This window comes from Bradyrhizobium macuxiense, assembly GCF_007993935.1.
Classification (GTDB): Bacteria; Pseudomonadota; Alphaproteobacteria; order Rhizobiales; family Xanthobacteraceae; genus Bradyrhizobium; species Bradyrhizobium macuxiense_A.
On sequence record NZ_VITY01000002.1, the window covers coordinates 298959 to 319208 of the forward strand.

At 63.6% G+C, this 20250-nt stretch carries 15 protein-coding genes; 4 read left to right on the forward strand and 11 right to left on the reverse strand.

Annotated elements, in window-relative coordinates; genetic code table 11:
• Window positions 1–176: 176 nt before the first annotated feature.
• Window positions 177–1568, reverse strand: a complete 1392-nt coding sequence (gene hpnO / locus FBZ93_RS05600) for an aminobacteriohopanetriol synthase HpnO (protein ID WP_146984957.1) — start codon at window positions 1566–1568, stop codon at window positions 177–179.
• A gap of 102 nt (window positions 1569–1670) precedes the next feature.
• On the opposite strand from hpnO, the gene FBZ93_RS05605 reads away from it, so the two are divergent.
• Window positions 1671–2327, forward strand: coding sequence for a DUF2147 domain-containing protein (locus FBZ93_RS05605; protein ID WP_074129015.1), 657 nt, complete (start codon window positions 1671–1673; stop codon window positions 2325–2327).
• A 75-nt stretch (window positions 2328–2402) separates the two neighbouring features.
• Here the strand turns inward: FBZ93_RS05605 and FBZ93_RS05610 are convergent, their stop codons facing one another.
• Window positions 2403–5018 (reverse strand): MMPL family transporter, encoded by a 2616-nt coding sequence (locus FBZ93_RS05610; protein WP_146984958.1) that lies wholly within the window; start codon window positions 5016–5018, stop codon window positions 2403–2405.
• Between the two features lie 505 nt (window positions 5019–5523).
• On the opposite strand from FBZ93_RS05610, the gene ispH reads away from it, so the two are divergent.
• Both ispH and hpnH read left to right on the forward strand, forming a co-directional pair.
• Window positions 5524–6450 (forward strand): 4-hydroxy-3-methylbut-2-enyl diphosphate reductase, encoded by a 927-nt coding sequence (gene ispH / locus FBZ93_RS05615; protein WP_050626212.1) that lies wholly within the window; start codon window positions 5524–5526, stop codon window positions 6448–6450.
• A gap of 45 nt (window positions 6451–6495) precedes the next feature.
• Window positions 6496–7656, forward strand: coding sequence for an adenosyl-hopene transferase HpnH (gene hpnH, locus FBZ93_RS05620; protein WP_146984959.1), 1161 nt, complete (start codon window positions 6496–6498; stop codon window positions 7654–7656).
• A gap of 134 nt (window positions 7657–7790) precedes the next feature.
• On the opposite strand, the gene FBZ93_RS05625 is transcribed toward hpnH, so the two are convergent.
• The 6 genes from FBZ93_RS05625 to FBZ93_RS05650 all read right to left on the reverse strand — a co-directional run bounded on the left by FBZ93_RS05625 (window position 7791) and on the right by FBZ93_RS05650 (window position 14074).
• Complete coding sequence (locus tag FBZ93_RS05625; protein ID WP_433995382.1) at window positions 7791–8549, reverse strand: phosphorylase; 759 nt, start codon at window positions 8547–8549, stop codon at window positions 7791–7793.
• On the reverse strand, window positions 8546–10507 hold the full coding sequence (gene shc, locus FBZ93_RS05630; RefSeq protein ID WP_146984960.1) for a squalene--hopene cyclase: 1962 nt from the start codon (window positions 10505–10507) through the stop codon (window positions 8546–8548). Before shc ends, FBZ93_RS05625 begins: the two co-directional genes overlap by 4 nt.
• A gap of 170 nt (window positions 10508–10677) precedes the next feature.
• Window positions 10678–11928, reverse strand: coding sequence for a hydroxysqualene dehydroxylase HpnE (hpnE, locus tag FBZ93_RS05635; protein ID WP_146984961.1), 1251 nt, complete (start codon window positions 11926–11928; stop codon window positions 10678–10680).
• Entirely contained in the window at window positions 11928–12764 is an 837-nt protein-coding gene (gene hpnD, locus FBZ93_RS05640; protein WP_146984962.1) for a presqualene diphosphate synthase HpnD, read from the reverse strand. Before hpnD ends, hpnE begins: the two co-directional genes overlap by 1 nt.
• Entirely contained in the window at window positions 12761–13639 is an 879-nt protein-coding gene (gene hpnC, locus FBZ93_RS05645; RefSeq protein ID WP_146984963.1) for a squalene synthase HpnC, read from the reverse strand. The genes hpnD and hpnC overlap by 4 nt, the downstream gene beginning before the upstream one ends.
• Before the next feature lie 195 nt (window positions 13640–13834).
• Complete coding sequence (locus FBZ93_RS05650; protein ID WP_050420121.1) at window positions 13835–14074, reverse strand: hypothetical protein; 240 nt, start codon at window positions 14072–14074, stop codon at window positions 13835–13837.
• Between the two features lie 403 nt (window positions 14075–14477).
• Between FBZ93_RS05650 and FBZ93_RS05655 the strand changes: the two genes are divergently transcribed.
• A complete protein-coding gene (locus FBZ93_RS05655) occupies window positions 14478–14981 on the forward strand; it encodes a hypothetical protein (RefSeq protein ID WP_146984964.1) in 504 nt (167 codons plus the stop codon).
• Between the two features lie 78 nt (window positions 14982–15059).
• Here the strand turns inward: FBZ93_RS05655 and FBZ93_RS05660 are convergent, their stop codons facing one another.
• The 3 genes from FBZ93_RS05660 to FBZ93_RS05670 form a co-directional block, all read right to left on the reverse strand.
• Window positions 15060–17444 (reverse strand): efflux RND transporter permease subunit, encoded by a 2385-nt coding sequence (locus FBZ93_RS05660; protein ID WP_146984965.1) that lies wholly within the window; start codon window positions 17442–17444, stop codon window positions 15060–15062.
• Between the two features lie 298 nt (window positions 17445–17742).
• On the reverse strand, window positions 17743–18537 hold the full coding sequence (eutC, locus tag FBZ93_RS05665) for an ethanolamine ammonia-lyase subunit EutC (protein ID WP_146984966.1): 795 nt from the start codon (window positions 18535–18537) through the stop codon (window positions 17743–17745).
• A gap of 4 nt (window positions 18538–18541) precedes the next feature.
• Entirely contained in the window at window positions 18542–20128 is a 1587-nt protein-coding gene (locus tag FBZ93_RS05670) for a B12-binding domain-containing radical SAM protein (protein WP_146984967.1), read from the reverse strand.
• Window positions 20129–20250 lie beyond the last annotated feature (122 nt).

Genomic DNA, 20250 nt, shown 5'->3' on the forward strand with positions numbered 1-20250 from the left:
AGCGACGAAGCAATCCATCCCTGCGCTTGCGGCGCCATGGATTGCTTCGCTTCGCTCGCAATGACGGATGAAACAATCTCGTAGCCCGGATGGAGCGAAGCGCAATCCGGGAAAGGTCTCGCAAGTATCGAGAACCCCGGATTTCGCTGCGCTGCATCCGGGCTATAGGTTCAGGCTTACGCCGACTTGCGCACCGCGTTGTCGACCAGCGTCTTGCCGAGCGACCAGATCGCGCCGGGCACCTTGTGGCTGCCGGCGATCACCTCGTCGAACGACTTCTCGATCCAGCTGCAGTCTTCCTCGGTGATCATCAGCGGCGGCAGCAGCTTGATGGTGTGGAGACCGTGGCCGGCGACCTGCGTGAGGATCTTGTGATCCTTGAACAGCGGCACCGTGATGAGCTGGCAGAACAGGCCCTTGTTTGCGGTCTCCAGCAGGTTCCACGACGCCTTCAGCCGCAGCGATTTCGGCGGGCCGAACTCGACGCCGATCATCAGGCCCTTGCCGCGGACTTCCTTCATCAGTTCATAGCCCGGCACCATGCGCGTCAGCGCGAGGCGGAGCTCGGCGCCGCGCTTGGCAGCATTCTCGACCAGCTTCTCGGCCTTGATGACATCGAGCGTCGCGATGCCGGCGGCCATCGCCAGATCGTTCTTGGCGAAGGTCGAGCCGTGCACGACCGCGCGGTCCATCTGGTTGAAGATCTTGTCGAAGATGTGCTTGCGCGTCAGCAGCGCGCCGATCGGCACGTGACCGCCGGACAGCGCCTTCGCCAGCAGCACCATGTCGGGCTCGATGCCCCAATGCTCGATCGCGAGGAATTTTCCGGTGCGGCCGATGCCGGTCTGGATCTCATCGGCGATGAACAGCGTGCCGTATTTGCGGCATAGCGCCAGCGCGCCGGGCAGGAACTCGTCGGTGGGCATGTTGACGCCCTTGCCCTGGATCGGCTCGACGATGAACGCACCGACCTGCCGCGACGATAGCGCCTTCTCCAGCGCTTCGAGATCGTTGTAGGGGATCGGGGTGCAACCCGGCAGCAGCGGCTCGAAGCCGCTGCGGAAATTCGTATCATCGGTCAGCGACAGCGCGCCGTAGGACAGGCCGTGGAACGAATGCCCGCAATAGACGATGCCCGGCCGACCGGTCGCGCCGCGCGCGAACTTGATCGCAGCTTCGACGGTTTCGGCGCCGGAATTGGCGAAAAACACCTTGTCCAGATATGGAACATGTTCCAGAAGGCGTTCCGCGAGCACGCCGGCGAGGGTCGAGACGTCGAGCTGCACGAGATTGGGCAGATCGGCGTCGAGCACGCTCTTCAGCGCCTTGCGAAGGTCCGGATGATTGCGGCCAATCGCAAAAACGCCAAATCCGCTCAATAGATCGAGGTAACGAGCCCCCTGACGATCGAAGAGGTATTGGCCTTGCCCCTTCTGGAAGCCGACGTCATAGCCGATGGTCTTGAGGACGCGAACGAGCTGCTCGTTGAGGTGACGCGTGTGCATGGCACCGCGCTGCCCCTCGCGCTCCACAAAAATCTCGGAAACGTCTAAATTGGAACTTACCATTCGTTACATACGTCGGTTGATGGCCATCTCGTCAACTTAAAACGCTCGCTAGCGGCGTTTTGACCCCCGCTCGGATCGTCTAGTTAAGCACAGGTTTGGACCATGTTGCACTGCCCAAGAACTTTCGCGCGTACAATAGCCTTTTCAGGTTTATTTTTGGCCACCGTATTATCACCGGCACTTGCAGCGGATCCGACCGGCGACTGGAAGGTCGCAGACGGTGTCGCCACCATCCGCGTCGCCCAGTGTAATGGCAACATGTGGGGTGCGGTGTCCTGGGAAAAAACCCCCGGCGGAAAGGATAAGAACAATCCTGATCCTGCGAAGCAGAGCAGGCCTACGCTCGGCATGCCGATCCTGATCGACATGAAGAAGAAGGCCGGCGCCGACGCGTGGGAAGGCCAAGTCTACAACGCGAAGGACGGCCAGCTCTACAGCTCGACCATCAAGCCGGTCGGCACCGATCAGCTCGAGATCCAGGGCTGCGTGCTCGGCTTCCTGTGCGGCGGCGAGACCTGGACCCGCGTCGGTCCGCCGATCCCGGTGAGCGCCGCCGGCAACCCGGCTGCTGCCGGCAGCCCGGCTGCGAAGGGCGCCGCTCCCAAATCGGCTGCGCCGCAGAAGACCACCGGCGCCGTGGCGCCTGCCACCAAGCCCGGTCAGAAGCAGGCAGCCGGTGCTCCGGGCGCCGCCAATGCGTCGGCGGACACCGTGGGCGATATCTGCCTGCTCCCGGACATCGCACGACCGACGCACTGATACCGACGCACCAGTCCGGCTCGGCGGCAAATCGCGGCTCGGCGGCGCCTGCCGCCAAGCCGGATCGCCAACGCGTCAGGTGACGTCGTTGGCGATATCCTCGTCCTTGAGGGTTTCGCGCGGTTTGCCCATCAGCGCCGGCTGGAACAGCAGCACCGCCGCGAGCGTCGTGACGAGCGAAAGCGCAAGCAGCTTGCCCATGCTCGCGGTGCCGGGATGACTGGATAGCCACAGGCTGCCGAACGCCGTCGCCGTGGTCAGCGCGCTGAAAAAGATTGCGCGCGTCAGGCTCGATTGCAGCAGATTCGTCCTGCCTTGCCGCCATGCCGTGACATAGTAGATCTTGAACGCCACGCCGACGCCGAGCAGCAGCGGCAACGCGACGATATTGGCGAAATTGAGCGGCAGCCCGATCAGGACGCAGATCTCCAGCGTGACGATGCCGGCGACCAGCAGCGGCACCAGCGTCATCAGCACGTCGACGACCCGGCGCAGCGTCAGCCACAGCAGCAGGCTGATCGTGACCAGCGCCAGAATGCCGGCGTGGATGAACGCATTCACGATGACGTCGCCCGACTTCAGGATCGACACCGGTCCGCCGATCGCGGTCGGCTCGGCGGCGAGCACGGCGTCGGCAAAGCGGCGCAGATTGTCGTTGTCGTTCGGATCGCCCTTCGGCTCGACCTCGACCCGCATCAGGCCGTCCTTGGTCTTCCAGCTCTCGACCAATTCCGGCGGCAGGTTCTGCAGCGTGACGGTCTGGGCCTGCAGCGTATTGCGGAGCTGGTCGAACACGATCTTCATCGGCGCGACGAAGACGTCCTGCGCCTTGTCGCGAGTCGTCTGGTTCGAATCGGCGAGCTTCTGCAAGGCGTCGGCGAGCCGGCGCGCGGCAACCGCACCCGGCCCCTTGCCGTCGCCCGCGGTCTTGCGCAGGCTGTCGACCGAGCTCTTCAGCGACTCGACATTCTCCTGATCCGACGGCGCCGGATCGACCGAGTCAGGGTTGAGCGCGGGACCGAGCGTCTTGGCCGCCTGTGCGATCAGCTTCAGCTTGGCCGGCTGGTCCTCCGGCACGAAGCTGTCGAGCGACATCACGCGCGACACTTCCGGCAGCTTCTCGAGCTTGGCCTCGATCTTCTTGGCGTCGGCCTCCGAGTGCGTCATCACATTGATGGCGTTGGCGCCGGTGTTCGGGTCCTTCCTCAGATCGAGGAAGGTGGCGATCGATTCCGCCTGCTTGTTGCGCAGATTGATCGGGTTGAAGTCGAACTTCATGTAGTGCAGCAGCGGCAGGCCCGCGACCGTGACCAGCAGCGTGCCGACGATGATCGGAACACGGTGCTTCTCCAGGAAGTGGTCGAGCGGCGCCAGGAAGGCGTAGCCGACCGGCTCCCTCTCGCCAGGCGGATTGAGCAGGTCGAGCAGCGCCGGCAGCACCGTGATGCTGGTGATGAAGGCCACCAGCATGCCGGCGCCGGCGATCTTGCCGAGCTCGGAGATGCCCTTGTAGTCGGTCGGCAGGAAGCACAGGAAGCCGGCTGCGGTCGCCATCGCCGCGAGCGACAGCGGCACCGCCGAGCGGCGCGCTGCGTTTTCGAGCGCGAGTGTCAGATTGTCGTTCTTGAAGCGCTCGGAGCGGTAGCGCACGCTGAACTGGATGCCGAAGTCGACACCGAGGCCGACGAACAGCACCGCGAAGGCGATCGAAAGCAGGTTCAACGACCCGACCATCATCAGGCCGACCGCGGTGGTGAGCGCAAGGCCGATGAACAGGTTGACGAACACGGCGAAGATGATCTTGCCGGAGTGCAGCGCCAGCCAGAGGATGATCAGCACGATCACCACGGTGCCGATGCCGTTGGTGATCGCGCCGTCCTGCACGGTGGCGTATTCCTCGTTGGCGATCGGCACCGGTCCGGTCAGGCGCACGCGCGCGTGATACTCGGTGGCGAATTTCAGATCGGCCGCCGCCTGCCGGATCGCGTCGGTCGCGGCCTTGCCGGGCTCCAGTGCCGAATAGTCGATGATCGGCTTGATCTCGATGAAGGCGCGCTTGTCCGAATCGGTCAGCGGCTTGTCGCTGGTGAGCTCGCGCCAGGAGAAGGTCGCGCTGCCCTTGGCGAGGATGGTCTCGACGGTCTCGGAGATCAAGTTGAAGGGCGGCGCGGCATTGTCGAGCTTGACCTGTCCGCGCTTGACGCCGGCAAGGCCGGTCTCGAGCGCACCGGTCAGGCCGCGAATCGAAGGGTCGCCCGCCATGATCTCGATCAGCGGCGCGGCCGATTCGAGCTGGCCCGTGACCTTGCCGACCTCTTCGGTCGGCAGGAACAAGAGCCCGTTCCTCTCGAAGAATTCGCCGGAGCCGAGCGCGGTGATGGCCTCGAAGTTCTTCTTGTCGGCTTGCAGCTTCGCGGTGAGCGCCTTGGCGGCCGAGCTGGTCAGCTCCGGCGTCGCTCCCTCGACGACCGCCAGGATCAGCCGCTCGCGGTCAAAGGCTTCCTCGAACTGATTGTCGCGCTTGCGCCAATCCAGATCCGGCGAGATCAGCTTGTTGATGTCGGTGTTGATCGAGAAATTGCGGGCCGTGTAGAAGCCGGCGCCGATCGACAGCAGCACAGAGATAATCACAACCGGAAGGGCAAAACGCGTACAGGTCCTAACAACGGAGACGACAATATTTGTCAGCACTTCGTTTCTTTCTAATCTCGGGGAAGCATGGCCGAAAACGCCCGCTCTGTAGCGGAGTTCCCGGGACCGATCTAATGTTGTTTTGGTTATCTTCCTCGACGAGATGGTGAGGAGGTTCCAAACCACAGGAACGGCCACGAGTGGCCGGTATAAACCGCATCAGTGGGCGATAAAGTGACGAACAAGTGAGGGGGACGGACGGTCGCAGGACCTGAAATCCATACTATATTACCTCAAATCCTTCTCCTTGCCGGCTGCCCACCCGCTCGAAGCGCTACCTTTTTGCCACAAATCCCTGTATTTCCATGCCCTTGAGGGCGCGGATCACGTGCAGAACCTGAGATGGTGCGGACATTGCAACTGATGTTGCGAGGTCCGGCCTGGCGGAGTGCGTTGCCGAAAAGGCTGCAGGACTTGGAAGCAAGGCTTGGAAGCAAGGCTTGGAAGCAAGGCTTGGAAGCAGCGCTTGGAATGAGGCTGGTGCAATTTGCGTAACGGACGACCGATGGAAGTGTTTCTTGCTCAGCCGCGCGGCTTCTGCGCGGGCGTCGTGCGCGCGATCGAAATCGTCGAACGTGCGCTCGCGAAGTATGGTCCGCCGGTCTACGTCCGCCACGAGATCGTTCACAACAAGCACGTGGTCGAAAGCCTGAAGAAGAAGGGCGCGATCTTCGTCGAAGACCTGTCGGAAGTGCCGGCCAAGGCGGTGACCGTCTTCAGTGCCCATGGCGTCGCCAGGAGCGTCGAGGAGGAGGCGGAAGCCCGCGACCTGCCCGTGCTCAATGCCACCTGCCCGCTCGTCACCAAGGTCCACAACCAGGGCAAACGCTATATCTCGAAGGGCCGCGCCCTGATCTTGATCGGGCATGCCGGCCACCCCGAGGTCGAGGGAACCATGGGCCAGGTTCCGGGGCCGGTCCTGCTGGTCCAGAGCGTCCAGGATGTGGCGGAATTGCGGCTGCCGACCGACACTCCGGTCGCCTATATCACCCAGACCACCCTGTCCGTGGACGACACCAGGGACATCATCGCGGCCCTTCAGGCAAAATTTACAGATATTCAAGGCCCGGACATCAGGGATATCTGCTATGCGACACAGAACCGCCAATCTGCGGTAAGGGACCTAAGTAAGCTGGTGGACGTCATTCTGGTGGTGGGGGCCGCCAATAGTTCCAACTCGAACAGGCTTCGCGAAATCGGCACCGAGGTCGGCGTCGCGAGTTATCTCATTGCCGATGGGAGCGAGCTCAACCCGGACTGGCTGAAGGATGCCAAGGCCGTCGGCATCACGGCGGGTGCATCGGCACCCGAAGTTTTGGTCGACGATGTGATCGAGGCCCTGCGGCGCATCGGACCTGTTTCGGTCTCGGTCGTTCCGGGCCGTGAAGAGAATATCGAATTCCGGCTGCCGGCCGAACTGACTGCGGGCTGATCTGAACCCACTTCCCTTTGATAAGTGCAGAAAGAAAATCGTCTAATGGCTATACCGTTCTTCAAGGAAATGCGTATCGGCGGTTATCTGATCAAGCAGAAGCTGCTTGGCCGCAAACGCTATCCGCTCGTGCTGATGCTCGAACCCTTGTTCCGCTGCAACCTCGCCTGCGTCGGCTGCGGCAAGATCGACTATCCCGATGCGATCCTCAACCGCCGCATGACCGCGCAGGAATGCTGGGACGCGGCCGATGAATGCGGCGCGCCGATGGTGGCGATCCCCGGCGGCGAGCCGCTGATCCACAAGGAGATCGGCGAGATCGTGCGCGGCCTCGTGGCGCGCAAGAAGTTCGTCTCGCTGTGCACCAATGCGCTGCTGCTCGAGAAGAAGCTCGATCTGTTCGAGCCGTCGCCCTACCTGTTCTTCTCGGTGCATCTCGACGGCCTGAAGGACCATCACGACAAGGCAGTGTCGCAGAAGGGCGTGTTCGATCGTGCCGTCTCCGCGATCAAGGCGGCGAAGGCGCGCGGCTTCACGGTCAACGTCAACGCCACCATTTTCGACGGCCATCCCGCCGAGGAAATTGCCAAGTTCCTCGACTTCACGACCGAGCTCGGCGTCGGCGTCTCGATGTCGCCGGGTTACGCCTATGAGCGTGCGCCCGACCAGGAGCACTTCCTCAACCGCACCAAGACCAAGAAGCTGTTCCGCGACGTCTTTGCGCTCGGCAAGGGCAAGAAGTGGAATTTCATGCATTCCGGCCTGTTCCTCGACTTCCTCGCCGGCAACCAGGAATACGAGTGCACGCCCTGGGGCATGCCGGCGCGCAACATCTTCGGCTGGCAGAAGCCCTGCTATCTGCTTGGTGAGGGCTACGCCAAGACCTTCAAGGAGCTGATGGACACCACCGATTGGGAGACCTACGGCACCGGCAAGTACGAGAAGTGCGCCGACTGTATGGCCCATTGCGGCTACGAGCCGACCGCAGCCACCGCCGCGATCAACAATCCGCTCAAGGCGATGTGGGTCGCGCTGCGCGGCATCAAGACATCTGGCCCGATGGCGCCGGAAATCGACATGTCGAAGCAGCGCCCGGCGCAGTACATCTTCGCCGAGCAGGTCCAGAAGAAGCTCTCGGAGATCCGCCGCGACGAGGCGGCCGCCGCAGCTGCCAAGCAGCAAGCCAAGGCTTCCACGGCCGCGTAATCCGCGCCGCCAGGCACAGCAAAGCAAAAGGCCCGATCGCGATGCGATCGGGCCTTTGTTTTTGCGCCAAGTGCTTTGAGCTTGATGTTTTGAGCCTGGTGCGAGGAGCGCCCGTCCCCGCCCGAGACAGCGGATCAGGCCGCCTTCGCCGTGATCAGCACGTCTTCCGCCGGCATCAGCACGTCGTTGCCAAGCAGGAACCCGCGGCAGCTACGCAGCGAGCGCAGCGCGCGGTTGAAGTCGATCCCGGTCGACACCAGCGCCCGCAGCGTCCGCGGATTGCGCGCGATACCGCGCAGCACCTTGCGCAGGTCGATGTCGCCATTCGGCTTCACCGCGGATTTCGCCAGCTCCGGCAGCGCCCGATGCGCGGGATCGCTGATCACGCGCAGCGCGGCGAACGGAACGCCTGCTTTGGCGGCATAGGCTGCCGCGATATGGCTCTCCATGTCGACTGCGGCCGCGCCGGTCATCGAGCGCAGCGCAGCCTTGCAGGCCTTCGCCGCAATCACCTGTTCCACGCCGGCGAGCCCGCCGCGGACGATCCTGCGGCGCTTCAGCGCGGCGCTGGCGATCATCTCTTCATTCAGGGCGGATGCCGCCAGGAAACGCGTGTCCCCGGACATCACCTCGGTCGCGACTACGACGTCGCCCGACTTGAGCGACGGGTCGAGCCCGCCGGCCACGCCGAACGAAATCACGCCACGGAAGCTCGTCGGATCCAGCGTCGCCAGCAATTCACGCAGCTGCTGCGGATCGCTCGAACTGCAAATCACGATCATGCCGGGACCCGCTGCGATACGGGCCTCCTGCACCAATCCAGTCACAATTAATACCGGCCGAGGATCAATTCTACTGCCCACGGTCTCGGCGGCCCCCGCCTCAACAATCACATCCCGACCCCTACCACCCTGCTATTGGTGCTTCTCAGATTCCGATACCGCGCCAGCGCCCAGAGCGGAAAGAACTTCGAGTAACCATGATATCGCAAGTAAAATACCCGCGGAAACCCCGTTGCGGTGTATCGCTGCTCGTCCCACAGCCCTTTTTCCGTCTGTGTTGCCTTTAGGTACTCCACACCCCGCGCAACGGCGGGATTTTCGACCTCTCCGGCCGCCATCAATCCAAGCAAGGCCCATGCCGTTTGCGAGGCGGTCGATGGCGCAACTTCATAACCCTTGTAATCCAGCCGGTAGCTGACGGCGTCCTCGCCCCAGCCGCCGTCCTGATTCTGGACGGACGACAGCCAGTCGACCGCCTTCCGGACCATCGGGTCGTTGCGATCGACCCCTGCGACATTTAGCGCCGAGAGCACCGACCAGGTGCCGTAGACGTAGTTCAGGCCCCAGCGGCCGTACCAGGAGCCCTCGGCCAGCTGGGTGCGGCGCAGATAGGCAACGCCGTCGGCCATCGCCTTGCTGCTCTCGGCGGTCTCGCCGAGCTGGCCCAGCATCGAGATGCAGCGCGCGGTGACATCCTCGGTCGGCGGATCGAGCAATGCGCCGTGATCGGAGAACGGGATGTTGTTGAGGTAATATTCGAGGTTGTTGACGTCGAACGCGGCCCAGCCGCCGTCGCGGCTCTGCAGCCCCTCGATCCATTCGCGGCCCCGCGCGATCGCCTCATCATATTCCCGGGTTCCGGTATGACGCCGCACGCGATCCATCGCCATCACGACCACGGCGGTGTCGTCGAGATCGGGATAGTGGTCGTTGTTGTACTGGAACGCCCAGCCGCCGGGACGGACGTCCGGCGCCTTGACCGCCCAGTCGCCCTTCAGCTCCAGCACCTGGCGCGGCTTCAGCCAGTCGAGACCCTGCTTGGCCTTGGCGAGGGTGTCGTCGCCACCCGCCTCCTGCAACGCGTGGCAGGTCAGCGCGGTGTCCCACACCGGCGAGACGCAGGGCTGGCAATAGGCCTCGTCGTCGCGGATCACGAGCAGCTTGTCGATGCCGCGGCGGGTGGTCGCGCGCGGCGGGAAATTCTCGTCCTTGCCGAGCGCCTCGTACATCATGACGATGTTGGCCATCGGCGGATAGATCGCGCCCATGCCGTCTTCGCCGTTCAGCCGCTCTTCGGTGAAGGCGAGCGCGGCATCGATCGCGCGCTGGCGCAGGCTCTTCGGAAACATCGGCTCGATCACGCGCAGCACGGCATCGAGCGAGCGGAACAAATAGAACCAGCTCGCGCTCTGATGCGGCGCCTTCGGTGCCATGCGGACCGATTTCGGATCCTCCAGGAACAGCTCGTCGATGCCGACGCCCTTCGGATTCTTCGCGCGCGGCTTCAGCGCGGCGAGCACCATCAGCGGCACCATCGTGGTGCGCGCCCAGTAGGAAATCTTGTTGATGTGGAACGGCGACCATATCGGCAGCAGCATGATCTCGATCGGCAGCACCGGCGTTGCGCGCCAAGTCACGACGCCATAGAGCGCGAGCAGGAAGCGCGTGAACACGTTGCTGCCCGAAGCGCCGCCGCGCGAGAGGATCGCCTCACGTGCCCGCACCATGTGCGGCGCGTCGACGGAATCGCCGATCATCTTCAGCGCGAAGTACGACTTCACGCTGGCGCTCATGTCGAACGGGCCATCATGGACCAGCGGCCAGCCGCCATGCGCGCCCTGGACGCGGCGCAGATAGTTGCCGAGCTTGGCCTCGAGGGCAGCATCTATGGGCTCGGCCAGATAGTGACGCAGCAGGATGTACTCGGCCGGAATGGTGCTGTCGGCCTCGAGCTCGAACACCCAATGTCCGTCGGACTGGCGATAGCCAAGCAGCGCTTCGGTTGCCTTGGAGATGCTCTTCTCCAGCGCGACCGGATCGACTGCAACGCCGTGATCTCTCGAAAGCATTTCGCTCGATATCCTCTTCATCGCGACCCGGCTGATCGAAAGCCGTGGCCGCTCCCGAACATGATCCGATCAAATCGGATCATGTTCTCATTCATTTGTCGGTCGCATTTTCTTGACGCGAACCGGTGACCACTTCGCTCGAAAATGCTCCAGCAGGTCGAATCTCGAATCTAGCGCGTGGCCAGAACCAGATCGGCGGCGCGATCACCCGACCGCACCGATCCCTCGATGGTTGCCGGCAACCCGGTAGCAGTCCAGTCGCCGGCAAGGAACAGGTTTTTTTGCGCCGTTGCGGCCCCAGGTCGCAGCGCGTTCTGCTCCGGCGTCGCCTCAAATGTGGCACGGCGCTCGCGCACGATCTGCCAGGGCGGCAACTCGCCGGACACGCCGGCTGCCTTGCAGATATCCCGCCAGATCGCCTGCGCGAGCTCCTCGCGCGGCATGTCGACCAGGCGGTCGCCGTTGCTGATCGTGATCGACAGCCGTTGCGGGAACGCAAACAACCACTCCACGAGGCCGCCGACCACGCCGAGAATGGGCGCGGCATCGCGCGGCGGATCGACGCGGAAATGCGCGTTCACGATGGCGCGGAATTTGGTCGGGGTTTTCACGCCGGGCAGCAGAGCGGCCGCAGCGCGCGGCGGCACCGCGAGCACGACAGCATCGCCGGCCGCCAGCGTGATCTTGTCACCGCCGCCAAAATCGAGCTCCGTGACGCGATCACCGGACATGCCAAGCGTACGCAATTCGTGACTGAACTGGACGCTGTGGCCCCGCTCCTGCAGCAGCTTCACGGCCGGCTCGATCAGGACCGAGCTCAGGCCGTCGCGCGCGATCAGCGGGCGGCAGGCCTGCCCGCCCGCGAGCAGCGTCTCGCGCACGATGGCGCCGGCAAGCCCGGCCGAGCCTTCCGGCGGATCGACGTTCAGTGCGGCGAGCAGCAGCGGCTGCACCAGGCGGTCGTACAGCGTGCCCTTGCAGGGAATGGTGTTGCCGACCAGCGCCTCGGTGCCGGCCCAGGCCAGCGGCGCCAATGCGAGATAGTCGCGCAAGGTCGTGTCCGGGACGCGGCGCGCCTCGTCGAACACCCACAGCGGCAGGCGTGAATCGCCGAGGTCGAGCTGCCAGCGCTGGCCAGAGGCCAGATCGACAAACGGAAACTGCGCGCGCGCGGGCCCCACCAGGCCGGCCTCGGTACCGATCGAACGCGCGTAGCTCAGCGCATGGCGATTGCCCGACAGCAGGAGATGGTTGCCATTGTCGATGGTGAGATTGGTGGCGGCGTCGAAATAGGAGCGGCAGCGGCCGCCGGCCTGCTGCGTCGCCTCGTGGACGGCGACCTTGTAGCCGCCATTGGCGAGCCGCACGGCGGCGGAGAGGCCGGAAATACCGGCACCGATGATATGAACGGTCTTTTGCATCAGATGATCGCGTAACGAAGAAGAATGCCGATCTTGGCCGCCTTGGACACACGCACCGGCGCACGCGGGGCGGTGAAGCCGCGCGCGATCAAGAGATCGAGGATCGCGCGGTAGTATTTCGACATGATCCGCGGCGCGCGCACGGCGCGGCGCGAATTGCGCTTCATGATCTCGTCGGACTTCTGGAAATGCACCTTGGCGCGCTCGGCGAGCGGCGCACACACCTTCGGCAGCGCGCGGTCGGCGGTGACGCGGGCCGGGTCGTTGTTGGTGATGCCGGCGTGCCAGAGCCATTCGCGCGGCAGATAGAGTCGGCCGAGACCGGCATCTTCGTCGATGTCGCGCAGGATGTTGGTGAGCTGCAGTGCACGGCCGAGGTGATGCGCGAGCTGGATGCCATCGTCCTCGGGCAGGCCGAACACGCGCACCGACAGCCGGCCGACCGCACTCGCCACGCGATCGCAATACAGATCGAGCGTCGCAAGATCCGGCGCGCGGATGTCCTGCGGCACGTCCATCTCCATGCCGTCGACGATCGCGACGAAATCCTCGCGCTTCAGGCCGAAGGTCTTCACCGACGCGACATAGTCCTTCAGTCGCTCCGGCGGATGCCCGGCATAGAGCGCGTCGATGTCGTCGCGCCACTGCTGCAACGCGGCCAGGCGCTCCGGCCGCGGACCGTCGGAATCGGCGATGTCGTCGACCTGACGGCAGAAGCTGTAGATCTGGAACATCGCCTCGCGCTGCGCGTGCGGCAGGATGCGCATCGCGGCATAGAACGAGCTGCCCGACGCGGTGCTTCCGTAATTCGCGTTGGCCGCCGCCTCAGCACTCATGCGCCTGCCGCCGTCTTGGAGATCGCACGCCGTCCGGTCGCGCGCTGCGCGGTCTCGCCGGCGACGCCGCCGAGGCTCTGCAGCAGCAGTTCAACCTTGCTCAAATGCACGCGCTCGCTGAGCGGATCGCGCACCTTCAGCATGTTGACGATCTTGTCGGCGAAGGCCTGGATCACGGAGATTTCGAGCCCGAGCCGGAAGTCCTTCACTTCGGCGGCCAGCGACTTGCTCTGGTCGAGCAACACGGCGGTGCGCACCGCGAGCGCCTGCAGGCATTTGAGCAGGGCCGGCTGCGACTTCGCCTCGCCGAGCATCTCGACGGTCGCGCCCGCGGCGGCGAGCGCATCGCGCGGCAGGTAGACGCGGTTCAGGTTGCGGTAGTCCTTGCCGCAGTCCTGCAGGTGATTGTTGATCTGCAAGGCCGCGCAGAGCGCATCCGACGCGGCCCAGGTCGAGGTATCCTCGCCATGGACGTCGAGCATGAACCGCCCGACCGGCATCGCCGAATAGCGGCAATAGTCGATCACGTCGTCCCAGGTTTCGTAGCGCAGCTTGGTGACGTCGAGGCGGAACGCGACCAGCACGTCGAGCGCATGCCGCGGCGCCATACTGCGCTCGGCGAAGGCCCGGCGCAGATTGACCGCTTCCTGCTGGGTCTCGCCGTTGCCGAGCAATTCGGCCTCCATGAGGTCGAGATAGCGCAGCTTCTCGTCGGCCGGCAGCGTGGCGTGATCGGCGATATCGTCGGCGGTGCGGACGAAATTATAGAAGGCCAGGATCAGGGCACGATGCCGCGGATGAATGATCCACGACGCGACCGGAAAATTCTCGTCGCGGTGGGTCTTTCCGGATCGCAGGTCGCTCGCGGTGGTCATGGGAAATTTGGGCTACACTGGTCATGGCACGACGCAGGCGCGAACCGTCAGGCGCATGCGGGGGATTTGCGAGCCCCATATAGGGGAATACGCCACCAAAACCAATGCTATCTGTGACCGCCAGCATATGCAGCCGCGGCCGGCACGGAGCCAGCCGCGGTGTCGATAGCGGTCCCTTGAGACCTGAATTCGGTCTTATTGGCCGTGGGTCTTCAGCACCTGGTCGCAGGCGGCGCTGATCTTGCTGCGGTTCTGCTGCAGACAAGCGAGAATGGTGAAGTCGCCCTGATCGATCACGGAGCGGCAGTGACGCTGCACGTCGCGCGTGCAGGCCTTCTGCTCATCGGGTGTACCGCGTCCCTGCTGCTGCTGGGCGACGGCGCTGGACGCGAGCGGGATCGACAACAGGGCAAGAGCCAAGAGAAATTTACGCATCGTATTCCTTCATTTCCGACAGCAGAAAATCTGTTCCCGAAAGCGTTTCGGCAGGGCCGGGACGGATTTTGGGGATTGCAGACGCCACGTAACGCGGCAACGGATTGACGACAAGCACTGCTAAATGCGGCTAAATTTGCGGCGCTGTAAACCCCCACTTAAGTCATTGATCCACAACACTGATTCACGCCATCACTTTGTCGCGCTTGGCTATTGCGGATGGTACTCGCGCAAAGCTAGATGCCATCATGAGGCCAACGGTTTCTGATTCTGTTCGATGACGAAAGGCGTGGCGCACGCCGCCTCTGTCGTTTGAACCTAACATTCTTGGGTGACACTAAACCTTCGATGCGGCGAGACGCTTTCTTGCGAAAGAGGCGTTGATTTTGATGGGAAATTCACAATGAAACTGTTTGGTTCCAGCCTTTATGGTCAGGCCCTCCGAGCTGTGGGCGTCGGCGCCGCACTGATGCTGTCCGCCTCCGCGGTCCATGCCCAGGCCAGCGGCCCGTTTGCCGGTTTTGCCGGCTCTTGGACCGGCACGGGCACCGTGGCGTTGTCCAACGGCACGACCGAACGCATTCGTTGCAAGGCGGACTACAAGGTCGCGCCATCGGGTCTGAACCTGAAGCAGACCCTGCACTGCGCCAGCGACAGCTACAAGTTCGACCTCTCCAGCGACGTCACCAGCCAAGGCGACCGGATCTCCGGCAACTGGAGCGAGGCGAGCCGCAACATCTTCGGCAATTTGCAGGGCACCGCGGGTGGCGGCCGGATCGACGTGTTCGTCGAGGCATCCGGCTTTGCCGCCAACCTGAACCTGCAGACCAACGGCTCCAAGCAGGTGGTGCAGATCGACTCCAAGGGCGAGATTCGCGGCGTCACGATCACGATGACGAAGACCTGACACTCCCGATCGATTTCGCTAACAAACAAAAGGGCCCGGTTCCCTGCACTTCGGAACCGGGCCTTTTCATTGTCGGGATCAGGCCTTTTCGATCGGCGCGGGTTGCCCGCCCCTGCCGCGGAGCTTCTGCGACAGGTTGATCAGGAACATCGAGGTCGGCCGCAGGATGAAGAGGTCCGCGACCAGCGCTGCGACCATCGAGAACGCGCTGAGCCAGCCGAACAGGCGCAGTGACGGCAGATCGGAGAACACGGTGACGACGAGGCCGCAGGCCAGCACCACCGTGGTCAGGATCAGCGCGGGACCGACCAGAACGGTGGCGCGCTCGACCGCAAGTTCCGGCGTGACCCCGGGCTTGGTCTCGAGCCGCAGGCGGTTGAGGAAGTGGATGGTGGCGCTCAGCCCGAGGCCGAACGACACGGTCAACGCCACGACGCTGGCGAATTGCAGCCCCTCCCCGAGCAGCCACAGCACCGTGCCTGACAGCACCACCGGGAAGATGCCGGGCAGGATGCAGGAGAACATCACCACGATCGAGCGGAATGCCAGCCCGATGAAGATCGCAACCAGCGCGAACTCGACGGTGAGGCCGCGGTTGAGCTTTTCGATCATGTTGGCGCTGTTGCGCGCGGCAATCACCGACAAGCCGGTGACGGCAATCTCGTAGCCGGGATGCTCGGCGCGCACCTTGTCCAGCGAGTGATCGAGCTTGTTCACCACCGGGAGCAGCTGGCTCGAATCGAGATCCGGAACCCGGCCTGACACCACGACCGCGTCCTGATCCTTCGAGATGAAGCGGCGCACGAGATGCTCGGGAATCACGCCGACATATTCCTTCAGCGTCGCGACATCGTTGCTGCCGGCCTTTTCGGCGAGCCAGCGCCGCAAGGTTTCCAGCGACCAGACGTTGCCGACGCCGGCACTGTCCTCGACCATCGCGTGAACGTCGGCGATCGTCTTCAGCGTCTCCGGCGAGTAGAGCGATTGACCCTTGGGGAATTCGATCAGCACGTCGACCGGATTGGCGCCGGTCAGCTTGGCGTCGAGCCGGCTCGACGCCGCCACCGCCTGCCGCTTGTCCGGCACCTGGTCGGCGAGCCGGTAACGCGGCTCGAGATTGGCGTAGATGATGCCGAGGCCGCCGACGACGATCAGCGCGAGCAGGCTGAACAGCCCGGGACGGCCGACCATGCGCACCGCGATCCAGTAGCAGAAATTGCGCAGCGCCTGCACGCCGGCATCCGCGCTCTGGAACTTGACCGCAAAGACCTTCTCGTTGCGCACCAGCAGGATGCCGAACACCGGCACCAGCGAGAGCACCGCGACCAGCGCGATGATGGTCGCCGCAAGTCCGGCCTCGCCGAATTTGCGGATCAGGTCGGAGTCCGAGAACTGCAGCGCTATGAAGGAAATGCCCGCCGTACCGTGCGTCAGGACGCAGGCCGGGCCGACCACCAGCACCGCGTTCTTGAACGCGGTGAACTTGTCTTGCCCCGCGATCAGCCGGTCGCGCGCCGCGAATGTCAGCTGCATCGAGTCGGAGAAGCTGATCACCATGATGAGCGGCGTCATCACGTTGAGGAACATGTTGAGATTGAAATTGGCCCAGCCGAGGCCACCGAGCGCGAGCAGGATCGCGATCATCGGCGGGAACGCCGCCGCCACCATGAAGGATATCTTGCGGAAGAAGATGATGGCGATGACGCAGCCCGCGAGGATGCCGAGGATGTTGTAGGTCAGGCCGTCGCGCTCGACCGCGTTGCGGATCTCGAGCTGCATGACCGGCACGCCGGACAGCTGGGCATTGAGCCCGCTGCCGCCGAGATCGTCGGCCATGATCTTCCTGATGTCGCCGACTACCTTGCCGAGCTTGTTGCTGCCGACCACCTCCGGCTCGAGCGACAGCACGACCAGCGCGAGCGTGCCGTCCTCCGACAACAGCTTGCCGCGAATGATCTCGTTGCTTTTGACGGTTTCGACGAACTTGTCGTAGGCCGCGCCCTCGGGCAGTTCATTCGGGAACAGCGCCGCCGGCAGTTTGCCGGGCTCCGGCGCCTGGCGCGCGGAGAACAGCGACACCAGGCCGCGCACGCCCTCGACGAGCTGCAGGTCCGTGACCATGTCGCGCAGCTTGCCGAGATTGTCGCGCTCGAGCAGCGTCTTGCCTTCGACCACGACGAGAACGTCGAACTCGGTCGCCGGGAAGCGCTTGGTCACCGCCTCATATTGCTTGTAGTCCTTGGATTCGGAACGGAACAGCTGCGACAGCGAATCGTCGATCTTGATCCGATGCACGCCGAACAAGGCGCCGATCAACAGCAGAACGAGCACGATGCAGGACAGGATCGGCGCCCGCATCGGAATCAGGCCGAGACGCTCGATCCCGAACGCGATGCTGGGTCCCGACCGCGGCTCTTCGGCCTTCTCGACGTGGACCTGACTTTCGGAGTTCTTTTCGAGCATGCCCTGTCCAGTTCTGAAAACGGCTCAATCTGTCTAGCTTGGGTCTAAAGCGCGATGAGATCAGCTTGGATCGTCACCGCGCTTTAGCTCCTTGTTTGCGCATGATCTTTCCGGAAAACCGCTTCGCACTTTTCCGGATCATGCTTTAGGGGCGCGAATGAGGCGGGTGAGCGCAACTGATCGGCGCTAGTCCTTGAAAACACGCGAATATTGACCGGCGCCGGTTTTACCCGTCCGCCCCTGTGCTCGCAAGCACGAGGCTCCGACCAAATTGGCGGGGAACCGGCGATCCCCACCATTAAGTATCTGATTTGCCACACCCTGGGAGCGCATTCTGTGACGATCCACCGCCGCTTTCATCTTTCAACGCGACCCCAGTGATCTGGCGTGCCAGGCCTTCGCGCACAAGCCAGGAGATCCTGAACGCGGCTTCCGGATAACTCAGCCCGGCCCGGTGGATGTTGGAGACGCAGTTGCGGTCGGCATCGGTGAGTCCGATCCGCGGTGCAAAGGTGAGATAGGCGCCAAGGCTGTCGGGCGCGGAAAGGCCGGGCCGCTCACCGATCAGCATCACCAGCATGCGCGCGCCGAGGATGGCGCCGATCTCGTCACCGAGCGCAACGCGCGCGCCGGACGCGACGACCACCGCACCGGTGTCGATCCCGTCGGCCGCAAGCCGCGGCAGGAGATGCCGAATCAATTCGACGGCGTGCACATTGACCGCCGTCGGCGACAGGCCGTCTCCGATCACGATGGCGCAGGAGCACGCGGCGATGCCGCTGCTTTCCAGCGAGCGACGCGATGGGGAATCCAGCATGCGACCGAGATCCGGCCGGCGCAGATAGTCGCGCCGGTCGTGCGCCTGGCTCGACACCTCGCGCGGCGTGATGCCGAGGCCGGCAAGACCGGCCGCAATGCTGCTGATTTCGAACGTCGCGTGAACGGCGTCGCGCGCGCGGGCGTGGTCGAGCGTAAACGAGAGCAACGCATCAGTCGGCAGGCTGGCCCCGGACCGGCCGAGCCCGACGCGCGCCGGCGTAAGGTCACGCAAATCGGGGAGCGATGGGGACGTTGGCGCCGGCGGTGTCGTCATGCTGTCATTCGGCGGGGACGGAAGCCTCGCGCAGCCGGATCGAGTAGTTCGAAGCGTTCTGCCGGCCGCTGGAGGCTGCGCGCGCAAACGTGATCAGATGGTGCGCAACCAGCGTCGCCGAGATCAGCCCCTCGATATCGCCTCGTTTGAGCCGGCCGAGCGCAAACTTCCAGAATACGCGCCTGTAGTCGCCGAGCACGCCGACCTTCCAGAAGATGTTGCGCAGCATGATCAGGCCGCGCCGGATGTTCGCCCAGCTCTTCATCTCCGGGCTGACCGGCACCTTGATGCGGTTGGCATAGGTGTAGTTGCATTGATGCAAATAGCGATCGAACAGCTTCTTCGGCTCGTAGGCGATCTCCATGCATTTGCGCCAGGAACTCACCACGTCCTCATAGGGCAGCAGGAACTCTACATTGGAGTCGCGTCCCTCATCATCGATCAGCCGCCCCGCCTTTTCGAGCCGGTCCCACAACGGCGTCTTCGGCAACGCCTGCAGCAGATTGATCGTGAGCAGCGGAATCCGGGACTCCTCGACGAAGGAGATGAGCGCGTCCCCGGTCTGGGGCTTGTCGGTGTCGAGCCCCATGATGATGCCGGAGACGACCTCCATGCCGAACGAATTGATGGTGCGCACACCCTCCAGGATCGGAACCATCATGTTCTGATCCTTGTGCATAGCCTTCAGCGCGTCGGGATCCGGCGTCTCGATGCCGACGAAGATCGTCACGAAGAAGGCCTCGCGCATCTTCTCCAGGATCTCGGGCCGCTTGGCGATGTTGAGCGTCGCCTCGCAGGCGAGCCGCGTGACATAACCGGTCCGCTTCTGCCATTCGATCAGATGCGGCAGCAGCTCGCTCGCCGCCTTGCGGTTGCCGATGAAATTGTCGTCGACGAAATAGACCGTGTCGGTCGCGCCGCATGCGCGCAGCTTGTCGAGCTCCGCGATGATCTGCTGCGGCGACTTCAGCCGCGGATTGCGGCCATAGAGCCCGGGGATGTCGCAGAATTCGCACTGATAGGGGCAGCCCGAGGAGAACTGGATGCTGCCGAGAAAGTACTTCTTGGTTTCGGCGAGCTCATAGGCCGGCAGCGGGAAGTCCGTCATCGGCAGGCGGTCGATGGTCTTCAGCACCACCTGCTGGTCGGGGCGGCTGGTGTCATCGGCCAGGCGCCTGATCAGCTCGTTGGTCGCATCGCCGAGCTCGCCGACATGAAGGTAGTCGAATGAGGGGTAATAGTCCGGACACGCACTGACCGACGGGCCGCCGATCGCGACCACCAGGTCATGGTCATGCGCGCGGTGGCAGATGTCATTCATCTGCTGGCGCTGGATGTGCATACCGCTGACGAACACCGCGTCCGCCCACTCGAAGTCCTCCACCGTGGCCGGACGCAGGTTCTCGTCGACGAAACGGACCGGCCAGTTCTCGGGGAGGTATGCGGCAATCAGCAGCAGGCCCTGCGGCGGCATGAACGCCTTGACGCCGTCGGTCAGGGGGTAGGAGTGCTCGAAGGTCCCAAACGACGACGTATAGCGCGGAAAGACGCAGAGGATACGCCGTGCTGTCTTTATGCCCTCAGCTCTCATCAATAGACCCCGAAGCACCTGTAAATCTAACCACGGCGCGGAACGCTGGGCCAGAAATTCTTCAACATTGTGGCACTACCCAACGTCACAACGCCGAGATAGTTGCTCTGCAGAATTCTGCT